The sequence below is a fragment of the Micromonospora sp. BQ11 genome (genome assembly GCF_052068135.1).
Classification (GTDB): Bacteria; Actinomycetota; Actinomycetes; order Mycobacteriales; family Micromonosporaceae; genus Micromonospora.
In genome coordinates this window covers 538,798-560,422 of record NZ_JBQHDB010000002.1, presented here as the reverse complement: position 1 = coordinate 560,422, position 21,625 = coordinate 538,798, and the positions used below count along the sequence as shown (strand labels likewise).

Sequence of the window (21,625 nt, the reverse complement as noted above, 5' to 3'; positions counted from 1 at the left end):
GCCCGTCAGCTGCGGCTCAAAGCAACTGCCAGCCGCTGAGTGTGATCTCCTGGTAGTCATAAACCTTGTGCCAACCGGCGTTGTACCTGTTCCCCACCGTGTCGAAGTATCTGTATCCGCTGGGCACCTGGAAACCGTCGGTGTCCCGGAAGTCGTAGTAGTACCGCGAGTCGGATGCGCTACCCTGGCCGGCCGGCAGCCACATCGTCTTGCTGTTGGTCGGCCAGTTGGCGGAAATCTTCAGCGACCTGCCGAGCCGGTTTTTAACCTCGCCGCAGAAAATTCCGGCCGTGCAGTTTCCGAAGGGTGTCACTGACTGGCTGGCAGCGGCCTCGCGCAGTCGGGCGAGCTCGGCCGGAGCCGTGCTGCTCCGGACGGCCGATGCGGAAATCGAGTCGATGGGTGTCGCCGCCTCCGCGCGGGCGGAGGGTGCCACGAGCATTGTCGCCAATAATGCGACAGCAATCGTGCGGTGGCCCAATTTCATTCTTTTCCCTCTCCGTCAATTAGACAGCAGGAGAGGGGTGGATTCACCAAAGAATGCCCCCGTGCATTCCCCCGTGTCTGACTGGGACGTTACCGTCGCTGTGGATCGCTGTCAATGCGCCTATTGTCGAACGGTGAACTCGTTCCAGTGGAGTTATTTCCTTATGCGCGCGCGTGTCCGGGTTGGTGCCCTGCCGGTGTCAGCCTCCGGCAGGTGGTCGCCTGGTTGCGGCGCAGCGTGGCCGCCGGGCGCGGCACGGCATCGGTAGCCCGTGGCTCGCCGAGGAAGCTTTTGTTCGTTCGGACAAAAGTTCGGCACAGTGTGCGCAAAGGTCTGGACAGGTGACACGGAAGGCTCCTACTGTGTCGGACACAACACATCGGCATTGCGTCGATGTGAACGAGTTCGATGAAGAGGTGAGTCCCGGGTGCGGACCGTCGACCCCCTGCACGTACGTCTGTTGCGGTTGCTCCGCGACGAGGGGGCGGTCTCCCGTGCCGAGCTGGGTGACCGGCTCCAGATGCCGCGCCCGCGGCTGCTGGCCGAGCTGGAGCGACTGGTCGGTCTCGGCTACGTCGCCGAGGCCGGGCTGGCCGCCTCCCGGGGCGGTCGGCGTTCCACTCTGGTGGAGTTGAACCCGCAGCTACGCTTCGCCGCCGTCGACCTGGGCGCGAGCTCGATCGACGTCGAGGTGGTCAACGGCCGGCTCGAACCGGTCTCCCACTACGCCGAGCCCGCCGACATCCGCAACGGCCCGAAGGTGACCCTTCAGCGGGTCAACGAGCTGCTGCACAAGGCGCGGGTGGACGGTGCGTACGAGCGGCTGGACGCGGTCGGCATCGGTGTGCCCGGGCCGGTCAGCTTCCGTGACGGCGTCCCGGTCTCGCCGCCGATCATGCCGGGCTGGGACCGCTTCCCCGTCCGGGAGCTGCTCACCCGGGAGCACGGCTGCCCGGCGGTGGTCGACAACGACGTCAACATCATGGCCATCGGCGAGCGGCACGGAGGCGTCGCCCACTCGGTCGACGACTTCCTCTTCGTCAAGATAGGCACCGGAATAGGGTGCGGGATCTACCTCAGTGGCGAGGTCTACCGGGGCACCGACGGCTGCGCCGGGGACATCGGGCACATCCAGGTCGACTCGCACGGTCCGATGTGCTCGTGCGGCAACGTCGGCTGCCTGGAGGCGCTGTTCAGCGGCGCCGCCCTGGCCAAGGACGCCCTGGCCGCCGCGCGCAGCGGCGTGTCGCCCGCCCTGGCGGAGCGGCTGACCGGCCAGGCGACGTTGAACGCCGTGGACGTGGCCGAGGGCGCCGTCGAGGGAGACGTCGCCTGCATCCAGTTGATCCGCGACGGGGGGCGGCGGGTCGGCGGTGTGCTGGCCGGGCTGGTCAGCTTCACCAACCCGTCGATGATCGTGATCGGTGGTGGGCTCGCCCAGCTCGGTCACATCCTGCTCGCCGAGATCCGCAGTGTGGTCTACCGCCGGTCGCTCCCGCTGGCCACCGGCAACCTCCCGGTCGTCCTGTCCGAGCTGGGATCGCGGGCCGGCGTCGCCGGTGCCGCGGTCCTCGCGAGCGACGTGGCCTTCGCGGAGGCGTCATGACCAAGCAATCCGAGGAGACACTCGTGACAGATGCTCCGTTGGTCGAAGCCCCCGCCGACGCCGTCGCGGGCGAGGTGGTCCTGCGCCTCACCGACGTGGTCAAGACCTTCCCGGGCGTACGCGCCCTGGACGGCGTGCAGTTGGAGGTCCGGGCCGGCGAGGTGCACTGCCTGCTCGGGCAGAACGGCGCCGGCAAGTCGACCCTGATCAAGGTGCTGGCCGGCGTGCACCGTCCGGACTCGGGAACGGTCGAGTGGCGCGGTGAGCCGGCCACCTTCGCCAACCCGCAGGCCGCGATGCGGGCCGGTATCGCCACCATCTACCAGGAACTCGACCTGGTCGACGACCTCTCCGTCGCGGAGAACGCCTTCCTGGGCCACGAGCCGCGCAGTCTCGGCTTCGTCCGGCGCGGGCACATGGCCCGGCGTACGCGGGAGATCCTCGGCCGGCTCGGCCACGCCGAGATCCCGCCCAGCCGGATGGTGCGCTCGTTGCCGGCGGCCGGCAAGCAGGTCGTCAGCATGGCGCGCGCCCTGTCGCACGAGGCTCGGCTGATCATCATGGACGAGCCGAGCGCCGTGCTCGCCCACGACGAGGTGGGGAACCTCTTCCGGATCATCCGCGAGCTGACCGCCCAGGGCATCGCGGTCATCTACATCTCGCACCGGATGGAGGAGATCCGCGAGATCGGCGACCGGGTCACCGTCCTCAAGGACGGCCGGACCACGGCGGCGAACCTCCCGGCCCGGGACACCCCGACCCGTGACCTGGTCTCCCGGATGACCGGCCGCACCATCGAGTACGTCTTCCCGGACCGTCCGGCCACCGACACCGTCGGGGACGAGCTGCTCCAGGTCGAAGGGCTGACCCGGTCCGGCGAGTTCGCCGACGTGTCGCTGAACGTCCGGGCCGGCGAGATCGTGGGCATCGCGGGGCTGGTCGGGTCCGGCCGGTCCGAGCTGCTGGAGACCATCTTCGGCGCCCGCCGCGCCGAGTCCGGCTCGGTCCGGATGGGCGGCCGGGCGCTGCGTCCCGGCAGCGTCGGCGCGGCCGTCCGCGCCGGCATGGGCATGGCCCCGGAGGAGCGCAAGAGCCAGGCGCTGCTGCTGGGCGAGCCGATCTACCGCAACGTCACCCTGGCCACCTTCGGCCGGTACGCCCGTGCCGGTTTCACCGACGCCGGCAAGGAACGGGCCGAGGCCGACCGGATCGCGGAGAGCCTCGACCTGCGTCCCCGCGACGTACGCCGACCGGTGCGCACCCTCTCCGGCGGCAACCAGCAGAAGGTCGTGGTCGGGCGCTGGCTGCTCGGCGACACGAAGCTGCTGCTGCTGGACGAGCCGACCCGGGGCGTGGACGTGGGCGCCCGGGCCGAGCTGTACCAGGTGGTCCGCGCCCTCGCCGCCCGTGGCGTGGGAGTGCTGCTGGTCTCCAGCGAGGTGCCCGAGGTCCTCGGTCTGGCCGACCGGGTGCTGGTCATGCGGGAGGGCCGGGTGGTCCGTGAGGCCCCGGCCGGCGAACTCGACGAGAACACCGTGCTCGACCTCGTCATGGCGGGGTCCCTGATGGAAGGCGCACCGGCATGAGCGACACACTTCCCACCGAAGCGCCGGAGCGCGCCGCACACCTGCCGGCGCAGTCGCCGCCGGTCGACCCGGCGGAGACCGCCGCCGCGGGCGAGAAGGCGGCTGCCGGCGGCCGGCTCTCCTGGTGGAGCGGCGACAACGGCGAGGGTGCCCGGCGTAACCTCGGCCTGATCGGTGTGCTGGTCATCCTGGTCGCGATCGGTGCCGTGACCCGCTCCGACCTCTACTCCAACCCGGACTGGGTGTGGGACAACACCCTTACCATCCTCAAGCTGGCGTCCGTGGTGGGTGTGGTCACCGTCGGCATGACCTTCGTGATCATCGGCGGTGGCATCGACCTCTCGGTCGGCGCGATCGTCGCCCTCGCCGGGGTCTGGGCCACGACGGTCGCGACGCAGAACTTCGGCGCCGGCGGCATGATCTTCACCGCGCTCGTCGTCGGTCTCGCGGTCGGCCTCGTCAACGGCGTGCTCATCTCGTACGGGCGGCTGGTCCCCTTCATCGCGACGCTGGCGATGCTGGTGGCGGCCCGGGGCCTCGCGGCGGAGATCTCCGGCAAGCAGACCCAGGTCTCGGACAACCAGTTCATCAACGGCATCGCCGCCAACACCCTGCTCGGCATCCCGCTGCTGGTCTACATCCTCGTCGCGGTGGTCGCGGCCGGCTGGGTGCTGCTCAACCGCACCACGTTCGGCCGGCGTACGGTCGCCGTCGGCGGCAACCCGGAGGCGGCCCGGCTGGCCGGCATCGACGTCAAGCGGCACACCCTGCTGCTCTACGCGCTGTCCGGTCTCTGCTGCGGCATCGCCGCCGTCATGCTCACCGCCCAGGCCAACTCGGCCCAGGCGGCGATGGCCAACCTCTACGAGCTGGACGCGATCGCCGCCGCGATCATCGGCGGCACGCTGCTCAGCGGCGGGCGGGGCACGATCGTCGGCTCCCTGCTCGGCGTGATCATCTTCTCCACGATCACGAACCTCTTCGCCATCAACGGCCTCACCACCGAGGCCCAGAACATGGTCAAGGGCGGCATCATCGTCGCCGCCGTCCTGGTCCAGCAGGTCCAGTTCCGCAGCCTCACCCAGTTCCTGGGCCGGAACCGGCTCACCACCCGATAACACCACCGCACCACCCGCACCACCGGACACCAAAGCACCTGGGCCACCCGACACCGCGACGGTGGCCGGATCCCGCACACCCTTCTTCCCCTCCATCACGTCAGACCAGGAGGTCGTCATGACCCAGAACAGTAGTGACCTGTCACGCCGTCGCCTGCTCTTCGGCGGCGCAGCCGTCGGAGCCGGCGTACTGCTCGCCGGTTGCACCAGCAACGAGGACTCACCGACCGCGGCGCAGACCAAGGCGGCCGCCGCCGGTGCCAACTCGGAGCCCGGCAAGCGCGTCGTCGTCGGCTTCTCCGCCCCGGCCGCCGACCACGGCTGGATCGCCGCCATCACCAACAACGCCAAGGCGCAGGCCGCCGCGTACTCCGACGTGGAGTTCAAGACGGTCGAGGCCGGCGCGGACGCGGCGGCCCAGCGGGCCGCCCTGTCCACCCTGATCTCCCAGAAGCCCGACGTGATCGTGCTGCTGCCGCACGACGGCAAGGAGCTCAACGCGTTCGGCCTGGAGGCGATGCAGGCCGGTATTCCGGTGGTCAACCTCGACCGGGCGTTCCCGGACGCGAAGGCCTACCGGCTGCAGATCAAGGGCGACAACTACGGCATGGGCGTGGCCGCCGCGGCGTACATCATCGCGCAGCTCAAGGCCAAGAACGTCACCAACCCGATCATCGGCGAGATCCCCGGCATCGACTCCCTGGAGCTGACCCAGGAGCGGTCGAAGGGCTTCGCCGACACCCTGGCTCAGGCCGGGTTCAAGGTGGCCAACCGGCGCCCGGCGGAGTTCACCGCCGACTCCGGCCAGCAGGCGGCGACCGGCCTCTTCCAGGCCCTGCCGAAGATGGACGCGCTGTGGAACCACGACGACGACCAGGGCATCGGCGTTCTCGCGGCGGTCAGCCAGGCCAACCGCAAGGAGTTCTTCATGGTCGGCGGCGCCGGCTCGAAGAAGGCCATGGAGGACATCCAGGCCGACAACACCGTGCTGAAGGCGACGGTCACCTACAGCCCGTCGATGGCCTCCTCGGCCATCTCGCTGGCCCGCCTGATCGGACAGGGCAAGGGCATGTCCGACCTGGTGGAGCTCCAGGTGCCCAAGGAGATCATCCTCGCCTCCGAGACGATCACCAAGGAGAACGCGAGCACCTACCTGAAGCTCGGGTTCTAACACACGGGGGGAGACCCACCTTGTCCACGACAGACAAGCAACTGCGGGTCGGCATGGTCGGCTACGCGTTCATGGGTGCCGCGCACTCGCAGGCATGGCGCACCGTGAACCGGGTGTACGACCTGCCGGCGCGGGCCCGGATGGCGCTGATCTGCGGCCGGGACGCCGGGAAGGTGGCCGACGCCGCCGACCGGCTCGGCTGGGACGCGTACACCACGGACTGGCGGGACCTGATCGCCCGCGACGACATCGACGTGGTTGACATCTGCACTCCGGGCGACAGCCACGCCGAGATCGCCCTGGCCGCGTTGGCCGCCGGCAAGCACGTGCTGTGCGAGAAGCCGCTGGCCAACACGGTGTCCGAGGCGCGGGAGATGGCCGCTGCGGCGGCCGTCGCCCAGGCCGCGGGAGTGCGGTCGATGTGCGGGTTCAACTACCGTCGGGTACCCGCGGTCACGATGATGCGGCAGATGGTCGCCGACGGACGGCTCGGGGTCATCCGGCACGTCCGGGCGACCTACCTGCAGGACTGGATCGTGGATCCGCAGTTCCCCCTGGTCTGGCGCCTGCAGCGGGACAAGGCGGGCTCCGGTGCGCTCGGCGACATTGGGGCGCACATCATCGACCTGACCCAGTTCGTCACCGGTCAGCGGATCAGCGGGGTCAGCGCCGTCACCGAGACGTTCGTCAAGGAACGGCCGCTGCCCTCCGGATCGAGCGGCCTGGCCGCCACGGTGGACGGTGCCGGGCCGGTGGACGGTCACGGCTCAGTCGACGGTCATGGTTCCGTGGACGGCCACGGTTCCGTGGACGGCCACCGGCCGGCCACCGGACTGGTCACGGTCGACGACGCCGCGGTCTTCGTGGCCCGGCTCGACGGCGGCGCCCTGGCGACGTACGAGGCGAGCCGGTTCGCGACGGGTCGCAAGAACGCCCTCCGGGTGGAGATCAACGGGTCGCTCGGCTCGGTGGTCTTCGACCTGGAGCGCCTCAACGAACTGGAGTTCTACGACGCGACGCTACCCACCGCCGAGCAGGGCTTCAGCCGCATCCTGGTGACCGAGGGCGAGCACCCGTACATGTCGGCCTGGTGGCCGCCGGGCCACATCATCGGGTACGAGCACTCCTTCACGCACGAGATGCGGGACTTCATCGAGGCGGTCGCCACCGGTGCCGACCCGACTCCCTCGTTCGCCGACGCGTTGCAGGTCCAGCTCGTGCTGGACGCGGTGACGCGCTCGGCGGACCTCGGTTCCTCGTGGACCGACGTGGAGCCGGCGTTGGCCACGGTCGCCGCCTGAGCCACCCCCCTCGACGCCGACCGGCGAGGGACCGACCGCGGTTGCGCCCCGCGGCCGGGACGAGGTCGGCGCCGAGGGGACGTGCCATCCGGCCCACGGCACGGGTGGTACGAGCAGGACGGTCTCCGGTGTGGCCGGACCGGGATTCCCCGGCCGCACCGGAGGACCGGCACCACCGGCGACCCGCCAGGGCCGCCACCGCAACGCACCACCGCCGCACCCCCAGCACCACCACCGCACCCCCAGCACCACCACCAAGCACCACCACCCCCACCACCCCCACCCCGTCCCGCGCGCCGCAGGGCCGCCGCGACCCGGCTACCCGGAGGACATCGTGCCCCGACCAGCCTCTACCGCCGCCCACGCCGACCCACCGCACCGCCGCTCGGCGGACCGCGTTTCCTGATGACGTCCGGTCGGGCGCGCCGTCGTCCGACCGGCCGGATGCGGGGGAGGCAGGGTCGAGACGCCGACCGCCCCTGCCTGCCAGCCCCGTCCGTCCGCACCCGCACCGGGCACCGGTCCGGCGTCGTCGCCGCCGACTTCGACGCCGGATCGGACCGCTTCTCCCGGGGTGGACGGCGGACGGGGCCCATCCGCTCAGATGAGTAGTTTTCAGATCAAACTTCTGATATCTATGTAAATCAATGCAAGGGGCCGGTTCCTCGCGACCGGAGAGGAGCACCATGCGTACGGGTGTCTGGCTGGTGGGGGCGCGCGGTTCCGTCGCGACCACCAGCATCGTCGGGGCCCTCGCCCTGCGGTCCGGGCTCACCGGCCCGACCGGCTGCGTCACCGAGCTGCCCGAGCTGCGCGGTCCCGCCCTGCCGGCCTTCTCCGACCTGGTCCTCGGTGGACACGACGTGGTCGCCACGCCGCTCGCCAAGCGCGCCGAGTCGCTGGCCGCCGCCGGTGTGGTGCCGAGCCGCCTGGTCGACGCCCTCGGCGCCGAGCTGGCCGAGGTCGAGCGGGAGCTACGCCCCGCACCCACCGTCGGCACCCAGGCCGACCGCGCCGCCGCCACCATCGCCGACCTGACCGCGTTCCGGGAACGGCACGACCTCGCGCGGGTGGTGATGGTCAACGTCTCGGCCACCGAGCCGGCCGCCGGCCCGCACCCGGCCCACGCGGACCTCACGGCGCTGCGGGCCGCGCTGTCCGGTGCGGACGCGGTGCTGCCCACCAGCTCGCTCTACGCGTACGCGGCGGTCGAGGCCGGCTGCCCGTACGTCGACTTCACCCCGTCCACCGGCCTGCGCCTGCCCGCCCTGCGGGCGCTCGCCGAGGAGCGGGGCGTGCCGTACGCCGGGCACGACGGCAAGACCGGGGAGACCCTGGTCAAGTCGGTGCTTGCCCCGATGTTCGCGATGCGGCACCTCGCGGTGCGCTCGTGGAGCGGGGTCAACCTGCTCGGCGGCGGCGACGGCGCCACCCTCGCCGACCCGGCCGCCAACGCGGCCAAGGTGGCCAGCAAGCAGCGGGTGCTCGGGGAGATCCTCGGCTACGTCCCGCAGGGCGGCACCCGGATCGACTACGTGGAGGAGCTGGGCGACTTCAAGACCGCCTGGGACCTGATCACCTTCGCGGGCTTCCTCGGCACCGGGATGCGCCTGGAGTTCACCTGGCAGGGCTGCGACTCGGCACTGGCCGCACCGCTGGTGCTGGACCTGGCCCGGCTCACCGCCGCCGCGCACGCCGCCGGCGACGCCGGCCCCCTGGAGGATCTCGCGTTCTTCTTCAAGGACCCGCTGGGCACGCCCACGCACTCGCTCGGCGACCAGTGGAACCGGCTGTGCGCGTACACCCGTCGCCTGCACGAGGGGGCCTCCGGTGCCGAGCCTCGCTGACCTCGCCGAGCTGGTGCGGGCGCCGGCGGCGCTCTCGGTCCCCGGCGACGTCGTGGCCGGCGCCGCGGCGGCCGGGTCGCTGGACCGGCGGACGCCGGGACTGGCCGCCGCCTCGGTGCTGCTCTACTGGGCCGGCATGGCCGGCAACGACTGGGCCGACCGGAAGCTGGACGCCGTCGAGCGCCCGGAGCGGCCGATCCCCAGCGGCCGGGTCGCCCCGGAGGTCGCGCTCGGCCTGGCGGTCGGGCTCACCGCCGCCGGGGTCGGCCTCGCCGCCGCCGTCGGGGGCCGGCGGGCGGCGGCCGTCGCGGTCCCGCTCGCCACGGCCGTCTGGGGGTACGACCTGCGCGCCAAGAACACCCCCGCCGGACCGGCCGTGATGGCCGCCTGCCGCGGGCTGGACGTGCTGCTCGGCGCGACCGGCGGCCGGCTGTCCCGGGCCGTCCCGGCGGCGGTCACCGTCGCCGCGCACACCTGGACCGTCACGGCGCTGTCCCGCCGCGAGGTCGACGGTGCCGACGTGGCGCTGCCGCTGGGCACCCTGGCCGGTACCGCCCTCGTCGCCGCCGGCGCCGGCCGCCCGCCGGCCACCGGCGGCCCGACCCACACCGGGGACCGCCCGGCGCTCGCCGTCCTGCCGGCCCTGCTGGCCACCTGGTACGCCGCCCGGTACGGGGCGGCGCAGGCCCGGGTGGTCGCCGACCCGTCGGCGAGCCGGGTACGCGCGGCGGTCGGCGCCGGGATCACCGGGCTGCCCGCCCTCCAGGGCGCGCTGACCGCCCGCGCCGGCGCCGGCCTGCTCGGCGTGGCGGTCGCGGCGGCGGCACCGCTGGCCCGCCGGTTGGCGCGGAAGGTCTCCCCGACATGACCGCGCCGCAGCCCCGCCCCGCCGCGCCCGACCCCGCATCCGGCGCGCCGTCGCCGGCGGGTGGACTGCGGTTCGGGTACGGCACGAACGGCTTTGCGAACCACCGGCTGGACGACGCGCTGGCGGTCATCGCCGAGCTGGGCTACGCCGGGGTGGCGCTCACGCTGGACCACGACCACCTCGACCCGTTCGCCCCCGGGCTGGCCGGGCGGGTCGCCGCCGTGGCACGTCGGCTGGACGCGCTCGGCCTGGGCGTGGTGGTGGAGACCGGCGCCCGGTACCTGCTCGACCCGTGGCACAAGCACGCCCCGACGCTGCTGCACGACGACCCCGCCCGGCGGATCGAGTTCCTGCGCCGGGCCGTACGGGTCGGCGCCGATCTCGGTGCGGAGGCCGTCTCCTTCTGGGCCGGCGTACGCCCCGAGCCGGTCCCGCCGGCGGTCGCCTGGGACCGGCTGGTGGCCGGCTGCGCGACCGTGGTCGACGCCGCCGACATGGCCGGTGTGACGCTCGGCTTCGAGCCGGAACCGGGGATGCTGGTCGAGGACATCGCCGGCTGGCGCCGCCTGCACGACGCGCTCGGCGCACCGGCGCGTCTCGGCATCACCCTCGACATCGGACACTGTCGCTGCCTGGAGCCCTGGCCCGTGGCCGACTGCGTACGCCAGGTGGCCGGCCACCTGGTGAACGTGCAGATCGACGACATGCGGCGGGGCGTCCACGAGCACCTGGAATTCGGCACGGGGGAGATCGACTTCCCGCCGGTGCTGCGCGCGCTGCGTGCGGTCGGCTACCGCGGCCTGGTCGCCGTGGAGCTGCCCCGGCACTCGCACGCCGCCCCCGCCGTCGCCGCCCGTTCCCTGGACTTCCTGCGCGCCGCCGACGCGGTCAGCGCCGAGGACGGGATCGCCGCACCCCACTGAACAGCACACGAGGGAGGAGAATCCGATGACACCGGATCGACTGCGGGAGGCCCTTCGGGGCGTACCCGATCCCGACTGGCTGGACACGGCCCTGCGCCGGGTGACGGCCGAGCCCGCGACGGTCACCGGCTCGTTCGCCGCCGCCGGCCGGCGCTGCGGCCGGCACGAGCTGCCGGAGCTGCCCGGCTGGACGGCCGACGACGCGGCACGCGTGCTGTTGCTGGCCGCCCTGCCCGGCGACCACGCCGCGTACGCCGACACCCTCTACCGGCACGGCGACGCCGCCGAGAAGCGGGCGGTGCTGCGGGCACTGCCGCTGCTGCCCATCGGCACGGAGGCGGTGCCGCTGCTGCACGACGCGATCCGCACCAACGACACTCGGCTGGTCGCCGCCGCCCTCGGCCCGTACGCCCGGCACCTCGACCCGTCCGCCTGGCGGCAGGCCGTGCTCAAGTGCGTGTTCATGGGCGTGCCGCTGGCCGTGGTCGCCGACCTCGACGAGCGTGCCGACGGCGAGCTGGCGGGGATGCTCGCCGCCCTCGCCGCCGAACGCGCCGCCGCCGGCCGGACCATGCCCGCCGACGCCACCGGCCTGCTCGACCGGCTCGCCACCCGGGCCGGCCAACCGCACCCCAGGGAGGCGTGACATGCGCATCTTCGACCCGCACATCCACATGACGTCGCGGACGACCGACGACTACGAGCGGATGGCCGCCGCCGGGGTACGCGCGGTGGTGGAACCGGCGTTCTGGCTCGGGCAGCCGCGCACCAGCGTCGGCTCGTTCACCGACTACTTCGACTCGCTGATCGGCTGGGAGCCGTTCCGGGCCGGCCAGTTCGGCGTACGGCACCACGCCACCGTGGCGCTCAACCCGAAGGAGGCCAACGACCCGCGCTGCCGTGCGGTGCTCGACGTGCTGCCGCGCTACCTGGAGAAGGACGGCGTGGTGGCGGTCGGCGAGATCGGCTACGACTCGATGACGCCGGAGGAGGACGAGGTCTTCGCGGAGCAGCTCGCCCTGGCCGTCGCCCACGGCCTGCCGGCGATGGTGCACACCCCGCACCGGGACAAGGCCCGGGGCGTGGAGCGTAGCCTCGCCGTGGTCACCGAGTCCGGCATCGACCCGGGCCGGGTCGTGGTCGACCACCTCAACGAGGTGACCGTCAAGCTGGTCCGGGACACCGGCTGCTGGATGGGCTTCTCGATCTACCCGGACACGAAGATGTCGCCGCCGCGGATGGTCGAGCTGCTGCGCGCGTACGGGACCGAACGGATGCTGGTCAACTCGGCCGCGGACTGGGGGCGTTCGGACCCGCTGCTGACCCGGGCCACCGGGGAGGCGATGCTGCTGGCCGGGTTCAGCGACGACGACGTCGACCGGGTGCTCTGGCGCAACCCGGTCGAGTTCTACGGCCAGTCCGGGCGGCTCGACCTGACCGATCTGGATCTCGCCGCCGTGGACCCGGAGACCGGCAACTCGATCCTGCGCGGCGGCAGCTGATGCGGCTGCGGCACGCCGGCGGCACCACGGTCCACCTCGGCTACTGCACCAACGTGCACCCGGCCGAGACCCTCGCCGGCATCGTCGCCCAGCTGGACACCCATGCCCGGCCGGTCCGTGAGCGACTCGACGTCGACCTGCTCGGCCTCGGGCTGTGGCTGGCCGCCCCGGTCGCGGCCGAGCTGGCCGCCGATCCCGCGCTGCGTCGCCGGTTGCGCGCCGAGCTGACCGCGCGGGGTCTGGAAGTGGTCACCCTCAACGGCTTCCCGTACGCGGCCTTCCAGGCCCCGGTGGTCAAGGGCGCCGTGTACCACCCGGACTGGACCACCGACGCGCGGCTGGCGTACACCCTGGACCTGGCCCGGGTGCTGGCCGACCTGCTCCCGGACGACGCGGCGCGCGGATCGGTCTCCACCCTGCCGCTGGCCTGGCGGGAGCCCTGGGATCCGGCGCGCGCGGACGCCGCCCGGCACCGGCTGGACCGGCTGGCGGCCGGTCTCGCGGCGGTCGAGCGGGACACCGGCCGCCCGGTCCGGGTCGGCTTCGAACCGGAACCGGGGTGCGTGGTGGAGACCACCGGCCAGGCCGGCTCGCTGCTGGCCGGCATGGACACCGAGCGGCTCGGGATCTGCCTGGACCTGGCCCACCTGGCCTGCGCCTGGGAGGAACCGGCGGCGGCGCTGGCCCGGCTGTCGGCGGCCGGCCTGCCGGTGGTCAAGGTGCAGGTCTCCGCCGCGATCGAGGCACCGGCCGGTACGACGGACGCGCTGCGCCGTTGGGTCGAGCCGCGTTTCCTGCACCAGACCCGGTCCGCCGGGTGCGGCGCGGCGACGGACCCGGCCGACCCGGTGCACAGCGCCGACGACCTGGACGCCGCACTGGAGGCGCGGCTGCCCGGCCCGTGGCGGGTGCACTACCACGTGCCGCTGCACGCGCCGCCCGAGCCGCCGCTGGACTCCACCCTGCCGGTGCTGCACGCCGCGCTGGCGGAGCTGTTCGCCGGTCCGGTCGCCGGCTGTGACCACCTCGACGTCGAGACGTACACCTGGGGGGTGCTGCCGGAGGCGCGGCGCCCCCGCACCGACGCGGAGCTGGCGGCCGGCATCGCCGCCGAACTCGCCTTCGCCCGCGACGAACTTGTCGGACTGGGTCTGACGGAACGAAGGGGAGTGGCGGCATGAGCGAGCGTCAGCGAGCGAATCATCGATGCGGTGCGGTGGTGCCTCATGGCGGCACGGAGCGTAGCGGAGTGGTGGCATGAGCAAGCGACTGCTGGTGCTGGACGTGGTGGGACTGACGCCCCGGCTGCTGGCGCACATGCCCCGCCTGCGGGCGGTGGCCGACGGTGGGTTCCAGGCGGAGCTGGGCACCGTGCTGCCGGCCGTGACCTGCTCGGTGCAGTCGACCTTCCTCACCGGGGCGCTGCCTGCCGAGCACGGGATCGTCGGCAACGGCTGGTACTTCCGGGACCTCGGCGAGGTACTGCTGTGGCGGCAGCACAACGCCCTGGTGGGCGGTGAGAAGCTGTGGACGGCGGCCCGCCGGGCGCGACCGGACTACACGGTGGCCAACGTCTGCTGGTGGTACGCGATGGGGGCCGACGTCGACTGGACGGTCACCCCGCGGCCGGTCTACCGCGCCGACGGGCGCAAGGAGCCGGACTGCTACACCGACCCGCCGGAGCTGCACGACGCGCTCACCGACCGGCTCGGCACCTTCCCGCTGTTCACCTACTGGGGACCGACCGCCGGTCTGCCGTCGTCGCGGTGGATCTGCCGGGCCGCCGAGCAGATCCTCACCGAGCAGGCACCGGACCTGACCCTGGTGTACGTCCCGCACCTGGACTACGACCTGCAACGCTTCGGGCCCTCGTCGCCCCGGGCCGCCGCCGCGGCGGCCGAACTGGACGGTGTCCTCGCGCCCCTGCTGGACGCCGCCCGGGACGGGGACACGACCGTGGTGGTCCTGTCCGAGTACGGCATCACCGACGTGTCCCGGCCGGTGGACGTGAACCGCCTGTTGCGGTCCGAGGGGCTGCTGCGGGTGCACACGCAGGCCGGGATGGAGTACCTGGACCCGTGGACGTCGCGGGCCTTCGCGGTGGCCGACCACCAGATCGCGCACGTCTACGTCCGGGATTCGGCCGACGTGCCGGCGGTGGCGAAGCTCTGCGCGAGCCTGCCCGGAGTGGCCGAGGTGCTCGACGAGGCCGGCAAGGCCGCGCACGGGCTCGACCACCCGCGCGCCGGGGAACTGGTGCTGGTGGCCGAGCCGGACGCCTGGTTCACCTACTACTACTGGCTGGACGACGCCCGGGCGCCCGACTTCGCCCGGCTGGTGGAGATCCACCGCAAACCCGGGTACGACCCGGCGGAGCTGTTCTTCGACCCGGCCGCCCCGGGGGCGGCGAAGCGCCGGGCAGCGGTCGCACTGGCCCGCAAGAAGCTCGGGATGCGCTACCTGATGAGCGCCATCGGGCTGGACGCCGGGGCCCGGGCGGTACGCGGCTCGCACGGCCGGTTGCCGGCCGACCCGGCGGACGGCCCGGTGCTGCTCTGCTCCGACGCGTCGGCCGCGCGGGACCGGATCGCCGCCACCGAGGTCAAGGCCCTGCTGCTGCACCTCGCCGGCCTGTCCGACCACACCGGCGCCCCGGCGGTGCCGCAGCCGACCGGGGAGGCGTCGTGACGGTCACCGCCGAACCGACCGACGTGAGCGGACTACGGGCCCGCTTCGACGCGGAGCTGGCCGCGTTCCTCGACCGGCAGGGGCCGGACTGGCCCGACGGCGCCCCCCGGGGCGTGTTCACCGCCCTGAACCGCTTCGTGCTGGCCGGGGGGAAACGGCTGCGCCCGCTCTTCTGCTACTGGGGCTGGCGCGGCGCCGGTGGGTCGGACGGCACCCCCATCGTGATGGCCGCCGCCGCACTGGAGCTGTTCCACGCGTTCGCCCTGATCCACGACGACATCCTGGACGGCAGCGACCGCCGTCGCGGTGAACCGTCGGTGCACCGGCTCTTCGCGGACCTGCACGCCCGGTCGTCGTGGCGCGGGGACCCCGAGGCGTACGGACGCAACACCGCGCTGCTCTGCGGTGACCTCTGCGCCGCCTGGTCGGACCAGATGTTCCACGAGTGTGGCCTGACCGCCGACGCGATCCACCGGGGGTACGCCGTCTTCGCCTTGATGCGGACCGAGGTGATCGCGGGGGAGTACCTGGACCTCGTGTCCGGCGTCGGTGACGGCTCGGTGGCGAGCGCGCTGACCGTGATCCGGATGAAGGCCGCGCGCTACACGGTGACGCGACCGCTCCAGATCGGGGCCACGCTGGCCGGGGCGGCGCCGGAGCTGGTCGCCGCGCTGGCGGAGTTCGGCGATCCGCTCGGCGACGCGTTCCAGCTCCGCGACGACGTCCTCGGTGTCTTCGGCGACCCGGCGGTGACCGGCAAGTCCGTGCTCGACGATCTCCGTGAGGGCAAGCCGACGGTGATGATGGCCCTGGCGCGGGACGCGGCCGACCGGGTGCAGACGGCGCGACTGCGCGAGTTGTTCGGCAATCCGGCGCTGGACGCCGAGGGCGCCGCCGAGTTGCGGGGCATCATCGTGAGCACCGGCGCACGCGAGAAGATCGAGCAGATGATCCGGGTACGGGCCGAGGCGGCTCTGGCGACCCTGGCCGACGCGCCCGTGGACGAGTCCACCCGTGCGGCGCTCGCCGCCCTCGCGGCGCAGGTGGTCGACCGTCCCCTCTGAGACCGCTCTCCAGACTTTTGCTCCTATGGACAAAAGTTCACGTTGGACGGGCGGAAGGTATGGACACATCGAAAGATTCGACTTAATGTCGTGGCCATCACAACGGTGTTTCGTCGAGGTGAACCGACGGCGCGGGAACCCATCGACTGGTGACTTCCGTGTGGCCGCCGGCCACCGGTCGTCACGGCCGGCCGGGTCGGCACCCGGCAGGTCCGCATCCTCCCGCTACGGCATTCGGCGCGACGGCGCGCGCCCGCCCTGGCAGATCACTCGTCAGGAAGGGACTCCCCCATATGTCCACATCGGACGCCATCACCCCCCACCGTCACCGACGATGGTTCTCCGCCAGCGCGGCGCTGGTTCTGGCCGCCGCGGCCGGCACGGTCGCCCTGGGCGCCGGTCCCGCCGAGCTGGGCGGGCCTACCGCCGCCTTCGCGCACCCGATCGTGGGCACCGACTTCCAGCAGGTCACCCTCGCCAAGGGTGCCGCTGAGGTCGGCGAGCCCATGACGATCGCGGTGCTCCCGGACCGCTCGGTCCTGCACACCGCCCGCAACGGCACGGTGCGTCGGACCGACTCGGCCGGCAACACCTCCGTGATCGGCACCCTCTCCGTCTACACCCACGACGAGGAGGGGCTCCAGGGCGTCGGGGTGGACCCGAACTTCGCCACCAACCGGCACATCTACCTCTACTACGCGCCGCCGCTGTCCACGCCCTCCGGCGACGCGCCCGGGACGGGCAGCGACTTCTCCGCCTGGCAGGGCGTCAACCGGCTGTCCCGGTTCACCCTGAACAGCGACTTCACGATCAACACCGGCAGCAAGGTCGACGTGCTCGACGTCCCGGCCGACCGGGGCATCTGCTGCCACGTCGGCGGCGACATCGACTTCGACGCCGCCGGCAACCTGTACCTGTCGACCGGTGACGACACGAACCCGTTCGACTCCTCCGGGTACGCGCCGATCGACGAGCGGACCAACCGCAACCCCGCGTACGACGCGCAGCGCACCTCGGCCAACACCAACGACCTGCGCGGCAAGATCCTCCGGATCAAGGTCAACGCGAACGGGACGTACTCGATTCCGACCGGCAACATGTTCGTCGACTCGGACCCGAAGACCCGTCCCGAGATCTACGCGATGGGCTTCCGCAACCCGTTCCGGATGAGCGTGGACAAGGCCACCGGCATCGCCTACGTCGGTGACTACGGGCCGGACGCCGGCACCACCACCTCCCGTGGCCCCAGCGGCCAGGTCGAGTTCAACCGGGTCACCGGACCGGGCAACTACGGGTGGCCGTACTGCACCGGCACCAACACCGCGAACGAGACGTACGCCGAGTGGGACTTCGCCGCCAGCACGGCCGGCGCGAAGTACAACTGCACCGGCGGCCCGACCAACAACTCGTTCCGCAACACCGGCCTGACCACCCTGCCGGGGGCGAAGGCGTCCTGGATCCGGTACGCCGGCGACGCCGGCAGCCCGTCCGAGTTCGGCGGCGGCTCCGAGTCGCCGATGGGTGGCCCGGTCTACCGGTACAACTCCTCGCTGAACTCCTCCACCAAGTGGCCGCAGTCCTTCGACGGGCAGTTCTTCGCCGGCGAGCTGGGCCGGGGCTGGATCAAGCCGATCCACGTCAACAGCGACGGCTCCCCGGGCGGCATCGACACGTTCCCGTGGAACGGCAAGCAGGTCATGGACATGGCGTTCGGCCCCGACGGCGCGCTCTACGTCCTGGACTACGGCACCGGCTACTTCAACGGCGACGCCAACTCCGCCCTCTACCGGTACGACTACATCGGCGGCGGCAACGCGGCACCGACCGCGGTCGCGGCGGCGGACAAGACCTCCGGCGCGGCCCCGTTGACCGTGGCCTTCTCCTCGGCCGGGTCGTCCGACCCCGAGGGTGGCGCACTGTCGTACTCGTGGAACTTCGGCGACGGCACCACCTCGACGGCGGCGAACCCGAGCAAGACCTACAACAGCAACGGCACCTACACCGTCACGCTGACCGTGACCGACCCGCAGGGCGCCACCGGTACGGCCAACGTGACGATCGGCGTGGGCAACACCGCGCCCACGGTGACCATCAACAGCCCCGCCAACGGCCAGCTCTTCAACTACGGCGACAGCGTGTCGTACAGCATCACGGTGACCGACCCGGAGGACGGCACCATCGACTGCACCAAGGTCAAGATGACCTACGTGCTGGGCCACGACAGCCACGGTCACCAGATCACCTCGAAGAACGGCTGCTCCGGCTCGATCACGATCCCGGTCGACGGTGAGCACGACGACGCGGCGAACATCTTCGCCATCTTCGACGCCGAGTACACCGACGCGGGCGGGCTGACCACCCACACGCAGCACACCCTCCAGCCGAAGAAGCGGCAGGCGGAGCACTACAAGACCTCCTCGGGCATCCAGCAGTACAGCAAGACGACGGCCGAGGGCGGCAAGACCGTCGGTGACATCAGCAACGGCGACTGGATCGCGTTCGAGCCGTACCGGATCAACAACGTCACGTCGTTCACCGCCCGGGTCTCCTCCGGCGGTGCCGGCGGCACCCTCCAGGTCCGCGCCGGCTCGGCCACCGGCACCGTGCTCGGCTCGGCCACCGTGCCGGTCACCGGCTCCTGGGAGACCTTCCAGAACGTCACCGGCACCATCTCCAGCCCGCCGGCCGGCACCACCACGCTGTACCTGACCTTCGCCGGTGGCACCGGGGCGCTCTTCGACGTCGACTCGTTCACCTTCACCACCGGCTCCTCCGGCGGCGGGACCGGGCCGATCGTCGGGCTCGCCGGCAAGTGCCTCGACGTCCGCAGCGGGGCGACCGCCGACGGTACGCAGATCCAGATCTACACCTGCAACGGCTCGAGTGCGCAGACGTGGACGGTGACGCCGAACTCGACGGTCAAGGCGCTCAACAAGTGCCTCGACGTCTCCGCCGGCGGGTCGGCCGACGGTACGAAGATCCAGCTCTGGACCTGCAACGGCTCCGGCGCGCAGAACTGGTCGGCGCAGGCCGACGGCACGCTGAAGAACCCGCAGTCCGGCAAGTGCCTGGACGTGTCGGGCAACAACTCCGCGGACAGCACCGCGGTGCACCTGTGGACCTGCCACACCGGCGCCAACCAGAAGTGGACCCTGCCCTGATGTAAGGAAGGGCCCCCTGTTAACGGAATACGTTGTACAGGGGGCCCCTCCTAACGGCTTAGGAGAGCGATATGCGCAGATTCCTCCGACCCGCACTCGGGGTGGCCACCGCCGCCCTCGCGGTGCTCGCGTGTACCACCCCGGCCAGCCCGGCCAGCGCGGCCGACGCCGCGTACGACGTGCTGGTCTTCTCGAAGACCGCGGGCTTCCGGCACGACTCCATCGCGGTCGGCACCCAGGCCGTCCGGGACCTGGGCGCGGCGAACAACTTCACCGTCACCGCCACCGAGGACGCCGCCGCCTTCACCACCGGCAACCTCGCCCAGTACGAGGCGGTCATCTTCCTCAACACCACCGGTGACGTGCTCAACGCCACCCAGCAGACCGCCTTCGAGTCGTACATCGGCTCCGGCGGCGGCTACGTCGGCGTGCACTCCGCGGCCGACACCGAGTACAACTGGTCGTTCTACGGCAACCTGGTCGGGGCGTACTTCGCCTCGCACCCGGCGATCCAGCAGGCGAACATCAAGGTGGAGAACCGGGCCCACGCGGCCACGGCCCACCTGCCGCAGACCTGGACCCGCACCGACGAGTGGTACAACTACACCACCAACGCCCGCTCCACCGCCCGCGTCCTGGCCACCCTCGACGAGGGTTCGTACTCGGGTGGCTCGATGGGCGCCGACCACCCGCACGCGTGGTGCAAGACCTACAGCGGCGGCCGGGCCTTCTACACCGGCGGCGGGCACACCCAGGCGTCGTACGGCGAGTCGGCGTTCCGCGCGCACCTGCTCGGTGGCATCCGGTACGCGGCCGGCCGCACCAAGGCCGACTGCCGTGCGGAGACGGGCTACACCTCGCTCTACAACGGCTCGACCACCGGCTGGTCGCAGGCCGGGCCGGGCAGCTTCACCAACTCCGACGCCACGCTGACCTCGGTCGGCGGGCTGGGGATGCTCTGGTACAGCGCGAAGGAGTTCACGAACTACTCGCTGAAGCTGGACTGGAAGCTCGCCGGGGACGACAACTCGGGTGTCTTCATCGGCTTCCCGCCGTCGAGCGACCCCTGGTCGGCCGTGAACAACGGTTACGAGATCCAGATCGACGCCACCGACGCCGCGGACCGCACCACCGGCGCGGTCTACACGTTCAAGTCCGCCGACATCGCCGCCCGCGACGCGGCGCTGAACCCGCCGGGGGAGTGGAACACCTACGAGCTGCTGGTCGAGGGCGAGCGGCTCCAGCTCTTCCTCAACGGGTCGAAGATCAACGACTTCACCAACACCAACCCGGCGCGTTCGCTGGCCGGCCACATCGGCATCCAGAACCACGGCAGCGGCGACGATGCGTCGTTCCGCAACATCCGGATCAAGGAGCTGGGCTCCACCCCGCCGCCGACCGGGAACGCCACGGTCCAGGCCGAGTCGTTCAGCTCGCAGAGCGGGGTCACCCCGTTCACCAAGGCCGGCGCCAACGGCGGCCAGACCCTCGGCTACATCGACCCGGGTGACTGGGCGGCGTACAACGGGCTCGACCTGACCGGCGTCACGTCGTTCAAGGCGCGGGTCGTCTCCGGTGGGCCGGGCGGCACGATCCAGGTGCGGACCGGGTCGACCACCGGCACCGTGCTCGGCTCGGTCGCGGTGCCCAACACCGGTAGCTGGACCACCTACGCCGACGTCACGACGAACCTGTCCAACGTCCCGTCGGGCACCCAGAACCTCTACCTGACCTTCACCGGCTCGGGTTCGGGGCTCTTCGACGTGGACGACTTCACGCTGGTCAAGGGAACCGGCGGCACCCCCGGCACCGGTCAGATCACGGGCCTGGCCGGCAAGTGCCTGGACGTGCGCAGCAGCGGCACGGCCGACGGTACGCAGATCCAGATCTACACCTGCAACGGCTCGAGTGCGCAGACGTGGACGGTGACGCCGAACTCGACGGTCAAGGCGCTCAACAAGTGCCTCGACGTCTCCGCCGGCGGGTCGGCCGACGGTACGAAGATCCAGCTCTGGACCTGCAACGGCTCCGGCGCGCAGAACTGGTCGGCGCAGGCCGACGGCACGCTGAAGAACCCGCAGTCCGGCAAGTGCCTGGACGTCTCGGGCAACAACTCCGCCGACGGCACCGCGGTGCACCTGTGGACCTGCCACAGCGGCGCCAACCAGAAGTGGGTCCTGCCCTGACCTGAGGCTGAGGCGACCTGCTGAACGCCTCCTCACGCCCACGGGGCCCCTGCCACGGTAGGGGTCCCGTGCCGTGACTCCCACCGCCCCGCGCGCGACGCGCCGGAGGAGGTCCGG

The 21,625-nt window shown here is 71.9% G+C and carries 16 protein-coding genes; 15 read left to right on the top strand and 1 reads right to left on the bottom strand.

Annotation, left to right across the window (positions count from 1 at the left end; all coding sequences use genetic code 11):
• Positions 1-16: 16 nt before the first annotated feature.
• Positions 17-442 carry a hypothetical protein gene (locus ACTMSW_RS06580; RefSeq protein ID WP_441179541.1) on the bottom strand — a complete coding sequence of 142 codons (426 nt, stop codon included), beginning with the start codon at positions 440-442 and terminating at the stop codon, positions 17-19.
• A 472-nt stretch (positions 443-914) separates the two neighbouring features.
• Here ACTMSW_RS06580 and ACTMSW_RS06575 point away from each other — a divergent pair, with 472 nt between their 5' ends.
• The 15 genes from ACTMSW_RS06575 (at position 915) to ACTMSW_RS06505 (ending at position 21,508) form a co-directional block, all read left to right on the top strand.
• Positions 915-2,093 carry an ROK family protein gene (locus tag ACTMSW_RS06575; RefSeq protein WP_441179540.1) on the top strand — a complete coding sequence of 393 codons (1,179 nt, stop codon included), beginning with the start codon at positions 915-917 and terminating at the stop codon, positions 2,091-2,093.
• Positions 2,090-3,679: a sugar ABC transporter ATP-binding protein gene (locus ACTMSW_RS06570; RefSeq protein ID WP_441179539.1), complete on the top strand. Its 1,590-nt coding sequence runs from the start codon at positions 2,090-2,092 to the stop codon at positions 3,677-3,679. The genes ACTMSW_RS06575 and ACTMSW_RS06570 overlap by 4 nt, the downstream gene beginning before the upstream one ends.
• The gene (locus ACTMSW_RS06565; RefSeq protein ID WP_441179538.1) at positions 3,676-4,797 is read left to right on the top strand and encodes an ABC transporter permease; all 1,122 of its coding nucleotides are present in this window, start codon (positions 3,676-3,678) and stop codon (positions 4,795-4,797) included. The genes ACTMSW_RS06570 and ACTMSW_RS06565 overlap by 4 nt, the downstream gene beginning before the upstream one ends.
• Positions 4,798-4,915: 118 nt before the next feature.
• Positions 4,916-5,968 (top strand): substrate-binding domain-containing protein, encoded by a 1,053-nt coding sequence (locus ACTMSW_RS06560; protein ID WP_441179537.1) that lies wholly within the window; start codon positions 4,916-4,918, stop codon positions 5,966-5,968.
• A 53-nt stretch (positions 5,969-6,021) separates the two neighbouring features.
• Positions 6,022-7,269 (top strand): Gfo/Idh/MocA family protein, encoded by a 1,248-nt coding sequence (locus ACTMSW_RS06555; RefSeq protein WP_441179683.1) that lies wholly within the window; start codon positions 6,022-6,024, stop codon positions 7,267-7,269.
• A gap of 686 nt (positions 7,270-7,955) precedes the next feature.
• Complete coding sequence (locus ACTMSW_RS06550) at positions 7,956-9,116, top strand: inositol-3-phosphate synthase (protein ID WP_441179536.1); 1,161 nt, start codon at positions 7,956-7,958, stop codon at positions 9,114-9,116.
• Positions 9,100-9,984, top strand: coding sequence for an SCO3242 family prenyltransferase (locus tag ACTMSW_RS06545; RefSeq protein ID WP_441179535.1), 885 nt, complete (start codon positions 9,100-9,102; stop codon positions 9,982-9,984). Before ACTMSW_RS06550 ends, ACTMSW_RS06545 begins: the two co-directional genes overlap by 17 nt.
• Complete coding sequence (locus ACTMSW_RS06540) at positions 9,981-10,907, top strand: sugar phosphate isomerase/epimerase family protein (RefSeq protein WP_441179534.1); 927 nt, start codon at positions 9,981-9,983, stop codon at positions 10,905-10,907. Before ACTMSW_RS06545 ends, ACTMSW_RS06540 begins: the two co-directional genes overlap by 4 nt.
• A 25-nt stretch (positions 10,908-10,932) precedes the next feature.
• Positions 10,933-11,553 carry an EboA domain-containing protein gene (locus tag ACTMSW_RS06535; protein ID WP_441179533.1) on the top strand — a complete coding sequence of 207 codons (621 nt, stop codon included), beginning with the start codon at positions 10,933-10,935 and terminating at the stop codon, positions 11,551-11,553.
• A 1-nt stretch (position 11,554) separates the two neighbouring features.
• On the top strand, positions 11,555-12,409 hold the full coding sequence (locus ACTMSW_RS06530; RefSeq protein WP_441179532.1) for a TatD family hydrolase: 855 nt from the start codon (positions 11,555-11,557) through the stop codon (positions 12,407-12,409).
• Positions 12,409-13,590 carry a metabolite traffic protein EboE gene (gene eboE / locus ACTMSW_RS06525; RefSeq protein WP_441179531.1) on the top strand — a complete coding sequence of 394 codons (1,182 nt, stop codon included), beginning with the start codon at positions 12,409-12,411 and terminating at the stop codon, positions 13,588-13,590. Before ACTMSW_RS06530 ends, eboE begins: the two co-directional genes overlap by 1 nt.
• 76 nt (positions 13,591-13,666) lie before the next feature.
• Positions 13,667-15,097, top strand: a complete 1,431-nt coding sequence (locus ACTMSW_RS06520; protein WP_441179530.1) for an alkaline phosphatase family protein — start codon at positions 13,667-13,669, stop codon at positions 15,095-15,097.
• A complete protein-coding gene (locus tag ACTMSW_RS06515) occupies positions 15,094-16,161 on the top strand; it encodes a polyprenyl synthetase family protein (RefSeq protein ID WP_441179529.1) in 1,068 nt (355 codons plus the stop codon). The genes ACTMSW_RS06520 and ACTMSW_RS06515 overlap by 4 nt, the downstream gene beginning before the upstream one ends.
• A 293-nt stretch (positions 16,162-16,454) precedes the next feature.
• Positions 16,455-19,322 carry a PQQ-dependent sugar dehydrogenase gene (locus ACTMSW_RS06510; RefSeq protein ID WP_441179528.1) on the top strand — a complete coding sequence of 956 codons (2,868 nt, stop codon included), beginning with the start codon at positions 16,455-16,457 and terminating at the stop codon, positions 19,320-19,322.
• 71 nt (positions 19,323-19,393) lie between these two features.
• Positions 19,394-21,508 carry a ThuA domain-containing protein gene (locus ACTMSW_RS06505; RefSeq protein WP_441179527.1) on the top strand — a complete coding sequence of 705 codons (2,115 nt, stop codon included), beginning with the start codon at positions 19,394-19,396 and terminating at the stop codon, positions 21,506-21,508.
• Positions 21,509-21,625 lie beyond the last annotated feature (117 nt).